This is a genomic window from Exiguobacterium sp. BRG2 (assembly GCF_031844245.1).
Taxonomy (GTDB): domain Bacteria; phylum Bacillota; class Bacilli; order Exiguobacteriales; family Exiguobacteriaceae; genus Exiguobacterium_A.
In genome coordinates this window covers 25,430-41,394 of sequence record NZ_JAUZUW010000016.1, presented here as the reverse complement: position 1 = coordinate 41,394, position 15,965 = coordinate 25,430, and the positions used below count along the sequence as shown (strand labels likewise).

The 15,965-nt window shown below is 47.8% G+C and carries 17 protein-coding genes and 2 tRNA genes; all 19 read right to left on the bottom strand.

Annotation, left to right across the window (positions count from 1 at the left end):
- Window positions 1-263: 263 nt before the first annotated feature.
- Window positions 264-1,745: a lysine--tRNA ligase gene (gene lysS / locus Q9R23_RS15345; protein ID WP_087682563.1), complete on the bottom strand. Its 1,482-nt coding sequence runs from the start codon at window positions 1,743-1,745 to the stop codon at window positions 264-266.
- A 162-nt stretch (window positions 1,746-1,907) separates the two neighbouring features.
- Entirely contained in the window at window positions 1,908-2,900 is a 993-nt protein-coding gene (gene dusB / locus Q9R23_RS15340) for a tRNA dihydrouridine synthase DusB (RefSeq protein ID WP_023466575.1), read from the bottom strand.
- Window positions 2,900-3,415: a 2-amino-4-hydroxy-6-hydroxymethyldihydropteridine diphosphokinase gene (gene folK, locus Q9R23_RS15335; protein WP_311247389.1), complete on the bottom strand. Its 516-nt coding sequence runs from the start codon at window positions 3,413-3,415 to the stop codon at window positions 2,900-2,902. The genes dusB and folK overlap by 1 nt, the downstream gene beginning before the upstream one ends.
- On the bottom strand, window positions 3,412-3,783 hold the full coding sequence (gene folB / locus Q9R23_RS15330; RefSeq protein ID WP_214856855.1) for a dihydroneopterin aldolase: 372 nt from the start codon (window positions 3,781-3,783) through the stop codon (window positions 3,412-3,414). The genes folK and folB overlap by 4 nt, the downstream gene beginning before the upstream one ends.
- Before the next feature lie 2 nt (window positions 3,784-3,785).
- Entirely contained in the window at window positions 3,786-4,571 is a 786-nt protein-coding gene (gene folP / locus Q9R23_RS15325) for a dihydropteroate synthase (protein ID WP_214856854.1), read from the bottom strand.
- Window positions 4,568-5,407 (bottom strand): aminotransferase class IV, encoded by an 840-nt coding sequence (locus tag Q9R23_RS15320; protein WP_311247388.1) that lies wholly within the window; start codon window positions 5,405-5,407, stop codon window positions 4,568-4,570. The genes folP and Q9R23_RS15320 overlap by 4 nt, the downstream gene beginning before the upstream one ends.
- Window positions 5,391-5,972 (bottom strand): anthranilate synthase component II, encoded by a 582-nt coding sequence (locus Q9R23_RS15315; RefSeq protein WP_035413271.1) that lies wholly within the window; start codon window positions 5,970-5,972, stop codon window positions 5,391-5,393. Before Q9R23_RS15315 ends, Q9R23_RS15320 begins: the two co-directional genes overlap by 17 nt.
- Entirely contained in the window at window positions 5,969-7,354 is a 1,386-nt protein-coding gene (locus Q9R23_RS15310; protein WP_311247387.1) for an anthranilate synthase component I family protein, read from the bottom strand. Before Q9R23_RS15310 ends, Q9R23_RS15315 begins: the two co-directional genes overlap by 4 nt.
- 87 nt (window positions 7,355-7,441) lie before the next feature.
- Window positions 7,442-8,386 carry a cysteine synthase A gene (cysK, locus tag Q9R23_RS15305; RefSeq protein WP_056062013.1) on the bottom strand — a complete coding sequence of 315 codons (945 nt, stop codon included), beginning with the start codon at window positions 8,384-8,386 and terminating at the stop codon, window positions 7,442-7,444.
- Window positions 8,387-8,466: 80 nt separating this feature from the next.
- Entirely contained in the window at window positions 8,467-8,778 is a 312-nt protein-coding gene (locus tag Q9R23_RS15300) for a hypothetical protein (protein ID WP_035413262.1), read from the bottom strand.
- A gap of 12 nt (window positions 8,779-8,790) precedes the next feature.
- Window positions 8,791-9,714, bottom strand: coding sequence for an Hsp33 family molecular chaperone HslO (gene hslO, locus Q9R23_RS15295; protein WP_023466563.1), 924 nt, complete (start codon window positions 9,712-9,714; stop codon window positions 8,791-8,793).
- Between the two features lie 9 nt (window positions 9,715-9,723).
- Window positions 9,724-10,485, bottom strand: a complete 762-nt coding sequence (locus tag Q9R23_RS15290; protein WP_035413293.1) for a type III pantothenate kinase — start codon at window positions 10,483-10,485, stop codon at window positions 9,724-9,726.
- 182 nt (window positions 10,486-10,667) lie between these two features.
- Window positions 10,668-12,671, bottom strand: a complete 2,004-nt coding sequence (gene ftsH, locus Q9R23_RS15285) for an ATP-dependent zinc metalloprotease FtsH (RefSeq protein ID WP_214856849.1) — start codon at window positions 12,669-12,671, stop codon at window positions 10,668-10,670.
- Between the two features lie 120 nt (window positions 12,672-12,791).
- Window positions 12,792-13,337 carry a hypoxanthine phosphoribosyltransferase gene (gene hpt, locus Q9R23_RS15280; RefSeq protein WP_311247386.1) on the bottom strand — a complete coding sequence of 182 codons (546 nt, stop codon included), beginning with the start codon at window positions 13,335-13,337 and terminating at the stop codon, window positions 12,792-12,794.
- Window positions 13,338-13,370: 33 nt separating this feature from the next.
- Window positions 13,371-14,603: a tRNA lysidine(34) synthetase TilS gene (gene tilS / locus Q9R23_RS15275; protein ID WP_214856848.1), complete on the bottom strand. Its 1,233-nt coding sequence runs from the start codon at window positions 14,601-14,603 to the stop codon at window positions 13,371-13,373.
- Between the two features lie 71 nt (window positions 14,604-14,674).
- Window positions 14,675-14,746: transfer RNA gene (locus Q9R23_RS15270), tRNA-Glu, on the bottom strand.
- A gap of 9 nt (window positions 14,747-14,755) precedes the next feature.
- A tRNA-Met gene (locus tag Q9R23_RS15265) sits at window positions 14,756-14,832 on the bottom strand.
- Between the two features lie 153 nt (window positions 14,833-14,985).
- The gene (locus Q9R23_RS15260) at window positions 14,986-15,501 is read right to left on the bottom strand and encodes a S1 domain-containing RNA-binding protein (protein ID WP_035413250.1); all 516 of its coding nucleotides are present in this window, start codon (window positions 15,499-15,501) and stop codon (window positions 14,986-14,988) included.
- Between the two features lie 83 nt (window positions 15,502-15,584).
- Window positions 15,585-15,962: an FtsB family cell division protein gene (locus Q9R23_RS15255; RefSeq protein ID WP_035413247.1), complete on the bottom strand. Its 378-nt coding sequence runs from the start codon at window positions 15,960-15,962 to the stop codon at window positions 15,585-15,587.
- Between the last annotated feature and the right edge of the window lie 3 nt (window positions 15,963-15,965).

Sequence of the window (15,965 nt, the reverse complement as noted above, 5' to 3'; positions counted from 1 at the left end):
GTGTCGTTTTCAGCGACTTTAATATCTTAACAAGTTATCAACCCGATTGTCAACAACTTTTTTGATATTTATTTTTGTGTGTCACGACCATTCGCGGCACAAGAAGTAATATACCATGGCTTTTTGAATCGTACAAGCATTTTATTAGAAAAACATTTAAAAACTTTTATTTACCCGTTTTTTGACTCGTTTATCCCTACATTGACTTCAAAAAGAACGCTCCGTTCCTTCTATAAGCTATAGAAGAAACGGAGCTCTACTCATTAATTTTGTTGGTGACGCATTGTTGGGAAGAGTAATACATCACGAATCGATGGCGCATTCGTCAACAACATGACGAGACGATCGATCCCGATTCCAAGACCACCCGTTGGCGGCATACCGTACTCGAGTGCTTCAATGAAGTCTGTATCCATTTCATGTGCTTCGTCGTTTCCTGCTTCTTTTTCGACGAGTTGTGCTTCGAAACGTTCACGTTGATCGATTGGATCGTTCAATTCCGTGAAGGCATTCGCATGTTCACGACGGACGATGAATAATTCAAAGCGATCCGTAAAGCGTGGATCCTCTGGATTTTTCTTCGCAAGTGGTGATACTTCAACAGGATGACCATAGACGAATGTTGGTTGAACGAGTGTTTCTTCTACTTTTTGTTCGAAGAACTCATTCAAGATATGTCCCGTCGTCATGTGCGACTGGACTTCAACACCGTGTTCATGCGCGAGTTCAAGGGCACGTTCGTTTGAAATCTGTTCGAAGAAGTCGACACCTGTTGCTTCTTTAACGAGATCGACCATGTGCGCTCGTTTCCAACCGACAGATAAATCGATGACGTCTTCTCCGTAAGTGACTTGTGTCGTACCGAGTACTTCTTGTGCGACGTGAGCAATCAGATTCTCTGTTAAGTTCATGATGTCTTTATAATCCGCATACGCTTCATAGAGTTCGATCATCGTAAACTCTGGGTTATGACGTGTTGAGATTCCTTCATTACGGAATACACGACCGATTTCGTAGACTTTCTCAAGTCCACCGACAATCAAACGTTTCAAATGAAGCTCAATCGCAATCCGCATGTAAAGCGTCATGTCGAGTGCATTATGATGCGTGATGAACGGACGCGCCGATGCTCCACCCGCGATCGTATGCAACATTGGTGTTTCGACTTCCAAGTATCCGAGGTTATCAAGATATTGACGGATTCCACGAATGACTTTACTACGGGCGATGAATGTCTCACGTGATTCTTGGTTCGTAATAAGGTCGAGATAGCGCTGACGGTAGCGTTGCTCGATATCCTTTAATCCATGATATTTATCCGGAAGCGGACGTAACGCTTTTGTCAATAACGTAAATGCTGTGACATGAACAGAGAGTTCACCAACATTCGTCTTGAACACGTATCCTTGGATCCCGACGATGTCACCTAAGTCACATGTCTTATAGATCTCATACGCCTCTTCACCGACATCATCTTTACGGACATACAACTGAATTTGACCTTGTACATCCTGAACGTTCGTAAAACCAACCTTCCCTTTACGACGTGTCGTCATGACACGACCCGCGATAGCAACTTCCGGTTTTAGTTCAGCCAACTCTTCTTTTGTATGTTCACCAAACGATGCACGAATGCTCGCGGTATCCGTCGAACGTTCAAAACGTGCGCCGAATGGATCGAGACCTTGTTCACGCATGGCGTTCATCTTACCGAGACGCACCTGCATTTGATCGTTCATTTCCATATCCTGACTCACTGTCTTCACTCCTTTTAATAATGGTTCACGACGATTCTCTCGAATAAAAAGCTGTCGGAATGACCGACAGCCCTTTTAGAAAACCGATACGCTCATCTTCAATGCAACTAGCGTACCACAAAACGACTCTGTCCGACTATACTTTACCTGTTAGGCATATGCTACGTCTTCTTCGAGTGTCTGTAAGTACTGCTGTAGCAGTTCAACGAGTCCCGCGTGTGTGTCGATATTGAATAACGCATTGCGAACGCGACCGTTCCCCTTCATTCCTTTCAAGTACCAGGCGACATGTGTCCGCATTTCGCGCACGGCGAGTTCTTCTCCCTTTAGCGCGACTAGTCGTGTGGCGTGCAAGAGACAAATATCAATCTTCTCGCGCGCCGTCGGTTCTGCCGGAAGCGTTCCTGATTCGAGATACTGGATCGTCTGATACAACATCCATGGGTTTCCGAGAGCGGCCCGTCCGATCATGACACCGTCGACGCCGATCTCATCAATCATCCGTTTTGCATCTTGCGGAGTCTGAACATCCCCGTTCCCGATGATTGGAATATTGACCGCTTTTTTTGCTTCACCGATGATGTTCCAGTCTGCGACCCCTTCATATTTTTGTGAACGTGTCCGTCCGTGAATGGCAACAGCCTTCGCGCCACCTGCTTCTGCCGCTTTGACATTATCGACACAATAGATGTGATGACTGTCCCAGCCGGTCCGCATCTTGACCGTCACCGGTTTATCGATTGCTTGTGTCACCGCATGGACCATCTCATAGACCTTATCCGGATCAAGCAACCATTTCGCTCCAGCATCACTTTTCGTGACTTTCGGGACAGGACACCCCATATTGATATCAATGATGTCGGCATTCGTATTCGCTTCGACATATCGCGCTGCTTGAACGAGTGTCTCCTTTGAACCACCATAGATTTGAAGACTGAGCGGTTTTTCCCGCTCATCCACGTACAGCATCTGTAGCGTCCGTTCGTTCTCGTACAAGATCCCTTTATCGCTGACCATCTCCGCACAGACGAGTCCTGCACCGAATTCTTTTGCGATTAACCGAAACGCCGGATTACAGACGCCTGCCATCGGTGCCAAGATGACTTGATTCTTCAATTTGACATCACCAATGTTAAATTCCATTATTGTTCCTCCGCTTCTAAAAGATCACCTAAGCGTCGCACACCGTTTCGTTCTGTCTCCGGTAACTGCTGGTACAATTGCTCGACACTTTGCCCAAGACCAGGTATGACGCATGTTGCTGCCAGTTCAAGTAATGGCGCGAGGACGAATGCCCGCTCTTGCATCCGCGGATGCGGAACGGTTAATCCTTCAAGGTCAATACGTTCTCCCCCATATAACAAAATATCTAAATCAAGCGTCCGCGGTCCATTTTTGAACAGACGCTCGCGCCCTTCTAGCTGTTCGATTTCCTGCAGTCGTCCAAGTAAGACCTCTGCCTCGTCCGTTGTTTGAATCGCGACGACCATATTATAAAATAAATCCTGCTCGAGATACCCGACAGGTACGGTTTCATAAATGGAAGAGACCTTTACATCATGAACAGACGGTAATGCTCTCAGGCGAGCAATCGCTGCTCTTAAGTGAGCCGCCTTATCGCCGATGTTCGAGCCGAGTGCAATGTAAGCTTGCTTCATGCATAGTCCCCCCGGAGTCGATTGATCTCGACCGCCACATGTTCATAATGACCAGCAATCGGCGGATCCGGCTTGATGACTTTGATCGACGCTTCTTGAATTCGTTCGTCTAACGCAAAGACTGCTTTTGCAATACGATCCGCCAAGGCTTCGACGAGTTGGAGCGGTTCTCCTTCGACGACACGTTTCGTCGCTTCATACAATTCGGCGTAATTGACACTTTTCGTTAAATCATCCGTCCGACCGGCTTCTGCCAATGCAAGTCCGATCGATAAGTCGACATTAAAGCGTTGACCGAGTTTCGTCTCTTCTGCAAATACACCGTGATACCCATAAAAACGCATGCCTGTTACATGAATTCGATCCACCGTTATTCCCCCTTCGTCGCAGCCAACATGATGTCCATCATCTGTGCTGCCCGTTTGACTTCTTTGACGTCATGCACACGCATCCAGTCACATCCTTGTTGAATCCCGTAGCACACCGTCGCAATCGTTCCTTCAAGTCGTTCTTCCGTCGGTAATCCGAGCGCGAGACCAATCATCGATTTACGGGACGTCCCAAGTAAAACGGGATACCCGAAGTCCGTTACGATCGATAGATGACGCATCAGGTACAAGTTCTCTTCATGCGTCTTCATGAATCCAATCCCCGGGTCGAGCCAAATGTGCTCTTCCGCTACACCTGCCTGTTTCGCTAACCGAATCGATTCCTCAAGGTCTGCTCGGACTTCTGCAAGCATATCTGCCCCGTGCGCCGTCTCCCGGTTATGCATCAAAATGATCGGTACACTGTATCGCGCTGCGACGTTGACCATCGAACGATCGCCCCACTTCGAGCCCCAAACATCGTTAATGATATCTGCTCCCGCTTCAATAGCAGCTTCTGCGACGACCGGTTTGTACGTATCGATCGACACGAGGACGTTCAGCTCTCGTTTGATGCGTTTAATGATCGGTAAGACACGGGCGAGTTCTTCTTCGACTGATACGAATGCTGCACCTGGTCGTGTCGATTCTCCACCGATATCGATTGCATCTGCTCCATCCGCAACGAGCTGACGTGCTTGCCGTATCGCTTGCTCGACATCGACATATTGTCCACCGTCCGAAAAGGAGTCCGGTGTCACGTTCAAGATACCCATGATGTAAGTCATCGTTGTTCCCTCCTTGTCGTCACCTGTTCGACGGATTGATCGAACAGCGTCATGAGTTGTGCATATCCTATTCCATTGATTCCAGGGAAAGGGCGTCCGTCAAGTGCCGAAATGGCGACCGCTTCCTGAACGGAATTCGTATAGATGATCTCATCTGCTTCTTCGAGCTGTGGTAAATACGCCAGGCGTTCTTCGACTGGTAGGTGTTGCATCAAAAACTGACGGGTAATCCCGTTCAGTGCACCAGTTTCAAGCGATGATGTATACCATGTACTTCCGTAACGCCAAAAGATGTTTGACGTAATGCCCTCACAGACATGACCTTCCTTCGTTAAGAACAACCCTTCTGCTTCCGGATTGAACAATTGGCGTTTCGCCAGTAGATTGTTCATGTAATGATGTGACTTCAAGCGGTATGTCGTCTCCGGTGTACTGCGCGGTAAACGAATCGTCTCGAGTGCACGTTCCGCCCGTTTCCGCGGAGCGATTGGTTTCGCATAGATCAACACGGTCGGCGTATCGTAAGGATCGATTGATAACCCGATCTCGCGTGGACCGGCCGAGACGTTCAAGCGAATGTATAAATCGTTCGCCCCATGTGCGTCATATAAATCTTGGATCGCTTGTCGTAAGGCTTCCCGGTCATATGCTAGCTGGATCCCGAGTGCGACACAACTCATCTGTAAGCGTTCAATATGATCATCGAACAAAAACGGATGTCCGTTATACGTCCGAAACGTCTCGAATACACCCATCCCGTAGACGAATCCGTGATCGAGTGGGGAGATTCTTATCTCTTCTTCTCGTTTGATGATTCCGTCATGCCAGAGATACATAATGCGTCAACTCCAAGAAATTTTTTAACATCTGTTTACCGTCTCGTGTCAAAATCGCTTCCGGGTGGAACTGGACACCTAAAATCGGCAACGTCCGGTGACGGAGTGCCATGATCTCTCCGCCGGCTTCCGCTGTCACTTCGAGTACTTCCGGGAATGTCTTACGTTCAACGACAAGTGAATGGTAACGCGTCACCGGTGTCGCTTGTGGAATCCGTTCAAAGATGCCTTGTCCGTCATGCGTCAGTGGCGAGACTTTTCCGTGCATCAGCTCCTTCGCACGGACGACTTTACCACCGAATACTTGTCCAATCGCTTGATGACCTAAGCAGACCCCTAGTATCGGCACCTTCCCAGCGAAGTAAGCAATCGCCTCTAGACTGATCCCCGCTTCATTCGGTGTACAGGGACCCGGTGAGATGACGAGATGATCGGGTTGCAACGCTTCGATTTCCGCAAGCGTAATCGCGTCGTTGCGAAATACCCGGATGTCTTGTCCAAGTTCGCCGAAATACTGGACTAAGTTATACGTAAAGGAATCATAGTTATCAATCAATACAATCATCGTGTTCCCTCCGCCGTTTCTTTTGTCACCCATAACGCTTTGGCCTTACTGAGTGACTCCTCATATTCACGTGCCGCATCCGAATCCGTGACGACTCCAGCACCTGCTTGAACATATGCCATCCCGTCTTTTGCGACGAGTGTCCGAATCAAGATATTAAAGATGACATCATCCGCCCAACTGATGAAGCCAAGCGATCCAGTGTAGATGCCGCGCCGAACTGGTTCCAGTTCTTCAATGATTTCCATCGTCCGGATTTTTGGCGCGCCGGTGATCGTCCCACCTGGGAACATTGCAGCGAGCACTTGACTCCCGGAGTGTTCCGAAGCCACTTCCCCTCTGACGTTTGAGACGATATGTTGCACGTGGGAGTATTTCTCGATCACCATCAGCTCATCGACATGAACCGTACCATAACGACTAACGCGCCCTAAATCATTCCGCTCTAAATCAACGAGCATCACATGCTCTGCCCGTTCTTTTTCGTTATCCAGTAAGGTTTTCGCGAGTCGTAAATCCTCTGCTTCATCCTTCCCGCGTGGTCGTGTTCCCGCAATCGGGCGTGTCGCTAACGCATCACCGATTTTTTCGACGAGCAACTCAGGTGAGGCGGACACAAGTGTTAAATCCTCATCTGCGAAGTAACCCATGTATGGAGAAGGATTAATTTGTCGTAATACATCATACAGATGTTCCGCTGTCGTCCCAAGCGGTTCTTGTTGGCGGACGGACAAATTGACTTGGAAGACGTCACCATCCTCAATATACGATTTAATCCGGTGTGCCGCTGTCATGAACGCTTCCTGTCCGAAAGCTCGTTCTCGCTCGCCGGATGAACCGGTTGTTGTAAACTGCGGTCTATTTGTCTTGACGCACCAACGCGCGACTTCTTCTTCAAGAATCTGTGTCGCTTCCTCTGCTGTGTCTCGCGTCACGGCAATGAACAATTGCTTCGTTTCCTCATCAAACACGGCAACTTCATCGTACCAGTAGAACGATAAATCAGGTGTTTGTAGATCATCCATCGCTTGCTCCGGTAGCTTTTCTAAATAACGGACAGCATCATAACTGACATATCCGGCAAATCCACCAAAGAATGGCGGCATTCCATTCGGTCGGATGGATTCACGTTCGACGCGGAGTCGTTCGAGTAGATCAAACGGGTTTGCCGTCGACGTCTCGACTTTTCCATCTGTCTCAATCGTCGTCATCCCGTCCTTTGTCCGGAGGTATCCGACAGGACGAGTCGCCGCCATCGTATACCGTCCGATTCGACCGCTTTCGAGCCAGACGTGTCCTGTTGTTCCAATCGTCTGTTCGACATACCGATTGTAGAATTGTTCTTTCGTCCATGGTATTGCTTTATATTTCGTCTGTCGCATACGCGTCCCCCACTTCACACTATTCTGCTCTCATTATACGCAAAAAAGTACACGGAAGCCGAATGACTTCCGTGTACGTATGATGGATTACTTCGATTGATCTGCTTCTTCCTCGACTTGATACAGCGGTGTACTTAAGTACCGCTCACCGTTTGAAGGAATGATCGCGAGGACATTTTTTCCTTTACCGAGACGTTTTGCCGTCTTGAGCGCCGCTGCAATCGCAGCACCTGACGAGATACCGCCTAAGACACCGTTCGTCTTCGCTGCTCGGCGTGCGTGATCAAATGCTTCTTCCGTCGTGATTTGCTCGACACCATCATAAATATCTGTATCGAGAATCGACGGTACGAATCCAGCACCGATACCTTGCAGTTTATGCGGCCCCGGTTTACCACCTGATAAGACCGGTGAATCCGTTGGTTCAACAGCAATGATTTCAATGCCTTGGAAAGCATCGCGCAACACTTTACCAGCACCCGTGATCGTCCCACCGGTTCCGATTCCCGCGATGAACGCATCGAGTTGCATACCTTCGAACGCTTCGACGATTTCAGGACCTGTCGTTTTTTCATGCACGACTGGATTGGCACCGTTATTGAATTGTTGAGGCATGAAGTAACCGTGCTCTTCCGCTTCCGCTGTCGCGCGAGCGATCGCACCCTTCATCCCTTCAGGACCTGGCGTCAAAATCAATTCCGCACCATAGGCGCGAAGCAACGTCCGACGTTCCATGCTCATTGTTTCCGGCATGACGAGGATGGAACGGTATCCCTTCGCCGAAGCGACCATCGCTAGTCCAATACCCGTGTTCCCACTCGTCGGCTCGATGATCGTATCTCCCTCTTTAAGTTGACCTGCTTCTTCTGCCGCTTCAATCATTGATAACGCGATCCGGTCTTTTACGCTAGATCCAGGGTTCATGTACTCCAGTTTCAGATATACATCTGCATCCTCAGGACCCGTTAGATGATGTAACTTGACGATCGGTGTCCGACCGACTAAATCTAATACTGAATTCGCAATACGCATGACCATTCCTCCTCATTAGTGAACCGCTTGAATTCCAAGTAATCCGATAGATTAATTATCAGCGGACTGGATGAAATCTGTCAATCAAAGCGTTTAACTTCCGGCTTTTTTCCATCCTTTGTCTGGCGCTCGACCGCTTCTTGAATCAAACGATCGATTGTCTGCTTCTCTTGTTCCGTTCGCATCGTCTGATAGACCATTGCTCGGGTGATTTTTTCATCACCGACTTCGGCGATGACATCCTCAAGCGGACCGCCAATGCTGTCCTGAACGATTTTAGGAGAATCGACCTTAGGGAGCTCACCCATGAAGGCATAAGCGCCGGTCATGAAATTCGTCAACAATAAGATGAAGATCAACATCCACAAGTACTTAGGTTGTACATTCCCCATATCGGATCCCTCTTATGCTCTTTCAAGTGATTTTTCGCGAAGTTCCTCTAATTCTGGAACATCATAGTGGTAATGCTCTGAACAGAAGTGACAAACAGCTTCCGCGCCACCATCTTCATCAATCATCGCTTGAATCTCATCTGGTCCAAGGGCAATAATCGCTGTTGCTAATTTGTCGCGGTCACATGTACATTCGAATGACACCGGAATCGTATCAAGATGTTCGTAGTCACCGAGAACGAGTTCTAACATTTCTTCGGGTGTTTTTTCCTCACCGACGAGAATGGAGATTGGTTTAAGAGCTCCGACACGTTTTTCAAGCGCTGCGATCGTCTCTTCCGATGCACCCGGCATCAATTGAACGATCAACCCACCTGCTGCAATGACCGATTCGTCTTCTGGGTAAACGAGAACGCCAGCTCCAACGACTGATGGACTTTGTTCCGATACAGCGAAGTAATACGTGAAGTCTTCGCTGATCTCACCGGTTTGAATCGGAGATTGACCTCCGACAAAGTCACGCAACCCGAGATCCTTGATGACAGAGATGTTTCCGCGACCGACCGCTTCACCGACTTTTAATTTCGTCAGACCGTCTGCATTGACGTACGTATCCATCTCGACGCGGGGACGACTGACATATCCACGAACGACCCCTTTTGCATCGGCATCGACGATGATTTTTCCGATTGGTCCATCGCCTTCGACTTTCAATGTGACACGTGTATCGCCTTTTTGCATCGTACCCATCATCGCGCCGATTGTTAGTGTCCGACCGAGCGCTGCCGTGACGACCGGTGTCGTCTGGTGACGAAGTTGTGCTTCATAGACCGTTTTTGTCGAACGTATCGCAAATGCACGAACTTCTCCGTTGAAGCCTAACGCCCGTACTAAATAGTCATCTTTTAATTGTGCTAATAATTCTTCCCGTTTCATCTTAATCCCTCACTTATTTCGTTCGTAGATAATCCGTAATCCATCTAACGTCAAGAATGGATCGACGATCTCAATCATCGTGGATTCCTCGCTGATTAGTCGGGCTAAACCACCGGTCGCAATGACCTTCGCTTCACCCATTTCTTCTTTCATCCGGTGAACGAGTCCGTCCACCTGCGCCACATATCCGAAATACGTACCCGATTGCATCGCATGGATCGTATTTCGTCCGATGGTTGACTGCGGTTTCGCAATTTCAATTCGCGGCAATTTTGCTGCCTTATTATAGAGTGCCTCGGTCGCAACCATCACACCCGGTGAGATGATGCCGCCGTAATACCGTTTTTGTGCATCGATGTAACAGTACGTCGTCGCTGTTCCAAAATCGACGATGATCATCGGTCCCTCGTATTTCGCCGTCGCCGCTACTGCATTGACGATTCGATCGGCTCCCACTTCCCGTGGATTATCGACTTTTAAATCGAGTCCTGTCTTGATTCCTGGTCCAATCAAAAACGGACGGCGTTTAAAGTAACGCACACACATATTTTCTAGTGGAAACACGACGGGGGGTACGACAGATGATAACACGATTCCCTCGATTTCTTCCACGTTTAGCTCTGCGTCACGAAATAACGCTTTGACGAGCATACCGTATTCGTCCGTCGTCCTTGTCCGGTCTGTCGCAATCCGCCAATGCTCGATCAACTCTTGTCCTTGATAGACACCTAAGACGATATTCGTATTTCCGACATCGATGACTAAAATCATTTGCTTATTTCCCCGCTTCTTCTCGATTTTCATGCTTCTTTTTATATTCCGTTGTTTCACGCTCGGAATGATATACGTTGTGATTATACCATGCTCGTATGGTCACACCTACCGATGTGTATTCGCTCGGTCTGTAACAAAAAAGAACGGATTCGATGCGAGATCGAATCCGTTCCATCCGTTTACACTTGATCGTCGCGACGCGGCGTATCTGGTGTATCCGTATCTACATTTTGTCCTTCGTCAACGACTGAACCCATTTGCGTTGGAGACTCTGTCGGTTGATCGACGGTTGCATCTGTCGATTCCGGTGCTTTCTCTTCTGCTTTTGGAGTCGTTGCTTCTGGTTCATGTTTTTTGTATTCGCCTGTCTCTAAGAGATGGTGAATTTGTTTTTGATCAAGTGTTTCGACTTCAAGCAACGTCGTTGCAATCAAGTCGAGCTGATCGCGCTTCTCAGTCAGAATATCTTTCGCTTTTTGGTAACAGCGGTTGATGATCGCTTGGATTTCCGTATCGATCTCGTGTGCGATTGCATCCGAGTAATTCTGTTCGTTTTGGAAATCACGGCCGAGGAAGACGTTACCGCTTTGACCTGATCCGAATTGAAGTGGTCCGAGTTTTTCACTCATTCCGAACTCCATGACCATTTTCCGTGCAAGACCTGTCGCACGCTGGAAGTCATTGCTTGCCCCAGTCGAGACTTCTCCGAAGACGATGTCCTCTGCGACGCGACCACCGAGCAATCCAGTAATCTTATCTTCGAGTTCCGGCTTCGTCATGAAGTAACGATCTTCTTTTGGCAACATGACGACATATCCGCCCGCGTTACCACGAGGAACGATCGTTACCTTGTGTACTTCATCCGCATCGTCGAGCGTGACACCGATGATCGTATGTCCAGCTTCGTGCCATGCGACGATCTTTTTCTCTTTCGGCGAGATGATCCGGCTCTTCTTCGCTGGTCCAGCAATGACGCGGTCAATTGCTTCTTCGAGGTCAACGATTGAGACTTTATCACGATCTGCACGAGCGGCAACAAGTGCTGCTTCGTTTAGAAGGTTTTCAAGATCCGCACCTGAGAATCCAGGCGTCCGTTGTGCGATGGCTTTCAAATCAACCGTTGAATCAAGCGGTTTGTTCCGCGCGTGAACTTTCAAGACTGCTTCACGACCGACGACATCTGGACGGTCAACCGTGATTTGACGGTCAAAACGACCTGGACGGAGTAAGGCTGGGTCAAGAATATCAGCACGGTTCGTTGCTGCGATCATGATGATGCCTTCGTTTTCACTGAATCCATCCATCTCAACGAGAAGTTGGTTCAATGTTTGCTCACGCTCATCATGTCCACCACCGAGACCTGCGCCCCGTTGACGACCAACAGCATCGATTTCATCAATGAAGATGATACATGGTGCATTTTTCTTCGCGTTTTCGAACAAGTCACGGACACGTGATGCCCCGACACCAACGAACATCTCAACGAAGTCAGAACCTGAAATCGAGAAGAATGGTACGCCAGCTTCACCAGCTGCGGCACGTGCGAGCAACGTCTTACCTGTACCTGGAGGACCTACGAGAAGGACCCCTTTCGGAATACGGGCACCGAGTTTCGCGAATTTACGAGGATCTTTCAAGAATTCGACGACTTCGACGAGTTCTTGTTTCTCTTCGTCTGCACCGGCTACATCATCAAACGTAATCTTTTTCTTCTCTGTATCATAGAGGCGTGCCTTCGATTTCCCGAAGTTCATGACGCGACCGCCACCACCGCCACCTTGTGCTTGATTAATCAAGAAGAAGAAGAGGATGAAGATGATAATGAATGGAACGATCGTCGTCAGTAACGCGATCCAACCACCATTCGTTTCTGCTGCCTTGAAGTCCAATTTGACTCCTTGGCTTCTGAGTTGCGTATAGAGATCCGTTAGTTCCGTATCAACAGCCGGTACGACTGTCTCATACGTTGAATCTTTTTCACGCAAATCTCCTGTCACATTATACGTCTGCCCTTCATATTGGAAGGTAGCCGTCTTGATTTCACCTTTTTCAACAGACTCGACAAACTGTGTGTAATTGATTTCTTTGCTTTTGTTCACTGGACTCTGCAAGTATTGCAGAAACAAGATCAAAGCTAGAAAAATGACCCCAAACACGAGGGTATTCTTCACTGCTCGGTTCATCTTATGCCTCCTCTCCGCATCCATCTCGTTTTTCTAGTGGATGAATACGAATCCTGGCGCGACAGGGCGCGCTTTGTAATTGGTTTCATCTTATCATGGGACAGACGAGATTAAAAATAATTAGCCGCCGTAGACTGCAGGTTTCAAGACACCTACATACGGAAGGTTACGGTATTTCTCTTCGTAATCCAGACCATAACCGACGACGAATTCGTGTGGAATGACGAAGCCGCTGTAATCTGCGTGCAAGTCATTCTTCCGTCCTGTCGGTTTGTCGAGCAATGTCACGATTTTAACGGACTTCGCTTTCCGGTACTTGAAGAGGTCAACGAGGTAACCAAGCGTTAATCCGCTGTCGATGATATCTTCGACAATCAAGATGTCGCGTCCTTCTACCGATGTGTTCAAATCTTTTTCAATCTTGACTTCACCTGTTGATGTTGTCCCACCGTGATACGTTGAAACGTCCATGAAGTCCATTTCAAGATGCATATCCATCTTTTTGACAAGATCAGACATGAACGGCATCGCGCCTTTTAAGACACACACAAGCAACGGAAAACGATCCTGATAATCCGCTGTCAATTCGCCGGCGAGTTCGCCCACTTTATTTTGGATCTCTTCTTCTGAAATCAGTACTTTTTCCATATCGTTCATCAAGGTCATGCTAGGTATTCCTCCTCCATAATAAACACTACATTACCATTCTATCATTAAATAAGATTTTGCGAGGAGTTCAAATGACCCGAATATTGCAATTCGATGTCCAATGACGGCTAAAATCACTCCATTTGCATCGACGACGACCGGAACCTGTTTTCGGAGATAACGCGGAACCTTAGCGTCAATCAGAATTCGACTGACTTTTTTCGATCCCACCGCAAGCTGGATCCGATCTCCTGGACGTGGCGGACGCACCGTCAACGGGAACGCAATCGCGTCCAGCGGGATACCTTGGTTTCCGATTGAGAAGCGAACCATTTGTTCACCATAATGATACGTTCCCAAATTCTCCCCTACTTGAAACGGTAAATCGTCATTCATTGACCGTATCACACGATCCTGCATTAAAAAGCCATATGCACGTCGCATCCTCCAGTTTCCATAATACACTTCGTCCGAGCCCTTATCCACCCGAAGCCATGTAACAAAGTGACGAATCGTTTCTGAAGAAAACGTTTCTCCTGTTAGTGTCGGCAAGACAAGCCGCTGTAAATCCGTCGGTAATTCTAAAATACGTGCGATCGGAATTCCGTTTGTTTCCTTACACCGGTCGAGATAGGTCGCAACGAACGTTGCCTGCTCACGCATGATTTGCTGTCGCGCATGTGCTGCTGCTGCTGTTGCTTGTTCAAACTCTGGACGCATTTCTCGGAGTGTTGGAACAATCGTATGCCGGATTTGATTGCGCAAATAATTGGTTTCTGCATTTGACGCATCTTCTCGCCACGGAACTTCATGTTGCAGCGCATACTCGAGTAATGTTTGCTTCGATTCATGTAGTAACGGTCGATGCAACCAACCGTTACCAAACGGACGAATGACAGGAATACCATCAACCTGTGCTTCTCCACGAATGAGCTGAATGAGTAGCGTCTCGATTTGATCATCTTGATGATGGGCGAGAACAAGACGCGAGCGTCCGGTCTCTTCCATGATGCGCTCAAAAAATGCATACCGTTCCTCACGACATGCTGCTTGAGAGCTCGTACGTCCTGCCCAGTCTAAACGCGTCATGAAAAACGAAATCTTTCGAGTTGCTGCCCAGTCTTCGATAAAATGTGCTTCTTCGTCGGATGCTTCTCGTAATCCGTGATGCACATGTGCAATTGCAATGTCATACCCTTCTCGATACAACCGATCGACGAGTACCATCGAGTCACATCCTCCAGACACTCCGACTAGGAGCGGTTCGAACGGCACACCTTCCATTACGACTTCACCCCTTTCCGTTAAAACCTAAAAAAAGCTATCTCTATATAATAGAGATAGCTTTTTGAGAATGACCCGTACGGGATTCGAACCCGTGTTACCGCCGTGAAAGGGCGGTGTCTTAACCGCTTGACCAACGGGCCAAAAAAATATGGTAGCGGCGGAGGGAGTCGAACCCACGACCTCACGGGTATGAACCGTACGCTCTAGCCAGCTGAGCTACACCGCCATATTTTTAACTCGTGCGTCTTAAGCACATTTTCTATAATACGGGCAGGTCAAATGAAAGTCAACGCTTTTTATAAAAATAATTTTAAAAAAATAAAAGATGGAATGAACGGCGTCATTCCATCTCTATTCTTATAGAGAACAGGTCAGCAAGTTATTGACGTTTTGCGCCGCGCCCGCCACGTTTTGAATCCGTTTGACGTTTCAATGTAGCAAGACGATCTTCACTATCTTTCAGGAAACTAGACATCAACGTATCGAACGATTGTTCTTTGCGCGGTGGTGGTGTATTACGGCCACCTTTGTTGAAGCCTCCACGATTACCGCCTCCACGCGGTCCTTTGTTATCGAACGAACGTGGTCCGCGATCTTGTCCTGCTGGACGTGGTCCACGATCGAACTGACGTGCTGGACGTGGGCGTTCACCTTCTGGACGATCGACGGCTTTTTTAATGGAAAGACCAATCTTACCATCGTTTTCAACACTTAAGACTTTAACGGTGATTTCTTGACCAACCGTTAATACATCATTGATGTCCTTAACATAAGAATCTGCCACTTCACTAATGTGAACAAGACCAGTTTTCCCTGTTGGTAACTCAACGAACGCTCCAAAATTCGTGATGCCTGTTACTTTCCCTTGCACTTTGCTGCCTACTTCAATCGACATAAATTGTATTGCTCCTTTTTAGTTGATTCGTTTCTTATTATACGAGTGATTAATTCTTTTTTCAATCAATCGGCAACCTTCAATTAGTCTTCAGGTGAAAAGTAGAAGATCGTTTCCCCTTTTTTCGAATAGAGCAACTCACTCCGGGCTAAGTTCGCCACATATTCTTTATCATTGAGACGATTGATTTCTTCTTTCAGACGAGCAGTCTCTTTTTTTGCTTTCGTCTGCTCCTGTTCAGCTACTTGAAATGACTGCTTTTGTTCTGCGATCAATTGCCGTTTTTCCATGTATGACCACCCCATGAGGGAAAAGATGAGCAAAAAGACGGTCAGACACAAGAAAAAGCGATTTTTGAGACGTCGACGGTTTTCAATAGCATTCTGACTCAATTGCTTCTTACGGTCATTGAGCGGCTTGATCTTTGGCGTTTGACGCCCTGATTCGAGCGGTGTTGGCATATC

What these genes read in the sequence shown, in the direction of transcription:
- Q9R23_RS15320 (WP_311247388.1), bottom strand. Translation starts at nt 5,407, where the DNA reads ATGTATCTCTGGCATGACGGAATCATCAAACGAGAAGAAGAGATAAGA.
- folK (WP_311247389.1), bottom strand. Translation starts at nt 3,415, where the DNA reads ATGAAGCAAGCTTACATTGCACTCGGCTCGAACATCGGCGATAAGGCG.
- Q9R23_RS15315 (WP_035413271.1), bottom strand. Translation starts at nt 5,972, where the DNA reads ATGATTGTATTGATTGATAACTATGATTCCTTTACGTATAACTTAGTC.
- folP (WP_214856854.1), bottom strand. Translation starts at nt 4,571, where the DNA reads ATGACTTACATCATGGGTATCTTGAACGTGACACCGGACTCCTTTTCG.
- Q9R23_RS15290 (WP_035413293.1), bottom strand. Translation starts at nt 10,485, where the DNA reads ATGATTTTAGTCATCGATGTCGGAAATACGAATATCGTCTTAGGTGTC.
- cysK (WP_056062013.1), bottom strand. Translation starts at nt 8,386, where the DNA reads ATGCGTATTGCGAATTCAGTATTAGATTTAGTCGGTCGGACACCGATC.
- Q9R23_RS15300 (WP_035413262.1), bottom strand. Translation starts at nt 8,778, where the DNA reads ATGGGGAATGTACAACCTAAGTACTTGTGGATGTTGATCTTCATCTTA.
- hslO (WP_023466563.1), bottom strand. Translation starts at nt 9,714, where the DNA reads ATGAAACGGGAAGAATTATTAGCACAATTAAAAGATGACTATTTAGTA.
- Q9R23_RS15255 (WP_035413247.1), bottom strand. Translation starts at nt 15,962, where the DNA reads ATGCCAACACCGCTCGAATCAGGGCGTCAAACGCCAAAGATCAAGCCG.
- Q9R23_RS15260 (WP_035413250.1), bottom strand. Translation starts at nt 15,501, where the DNA reads ATGTCGATTGAAGTAGGCAGCAAAGTGCAAGGGAAAGTAACAGGCATC.
- ftsH (WP_214856849.1), bottom strand. Translation starts at nt 12,671, where the DNA reads ATGAACCGAGCAGTGAAGAATACCCTCGTGTTTGGGGTCATTTTTCTA.
- hpt (WP_311247386.1), bottom strand. Translation starts at nt 13,337, where the DNA reads ATGACCTTGATGAACGATATGGAAAAAGTACTGATTTCAGAAGAAGAG.
- Q9R23_RS15310 (WP_311247387.1), bottom strand. Translation starts at nt 7,354, where the DNA reads ATGCGACAGACGAAATATAAAGCAATACCATGGACGAAAGAACAATTC.
- tilS (WP_214856848.1), bottom strand. Translation starts at nt 14,603, where the DNA reads ATGGAAGGTGTGCCGTTCGAACCGCTCCTAGTCGGAGTGTCTGGAGGA.
- lysS (WP_087682563.1), bottom strand. Translation starts at nt 1,745, where the DNA reads ATGGAAATGAACGATCAAATGCAGGTGCGTCTCGGTAAGATGAACGCC.
- dusB (WP_023466575.1), bottom strand. Translation starts at nt 2,900, where the DNA reads ATGGAATTTAACATTGGTGATGTCAAATTGAAGAATCAAGTCATCTTG.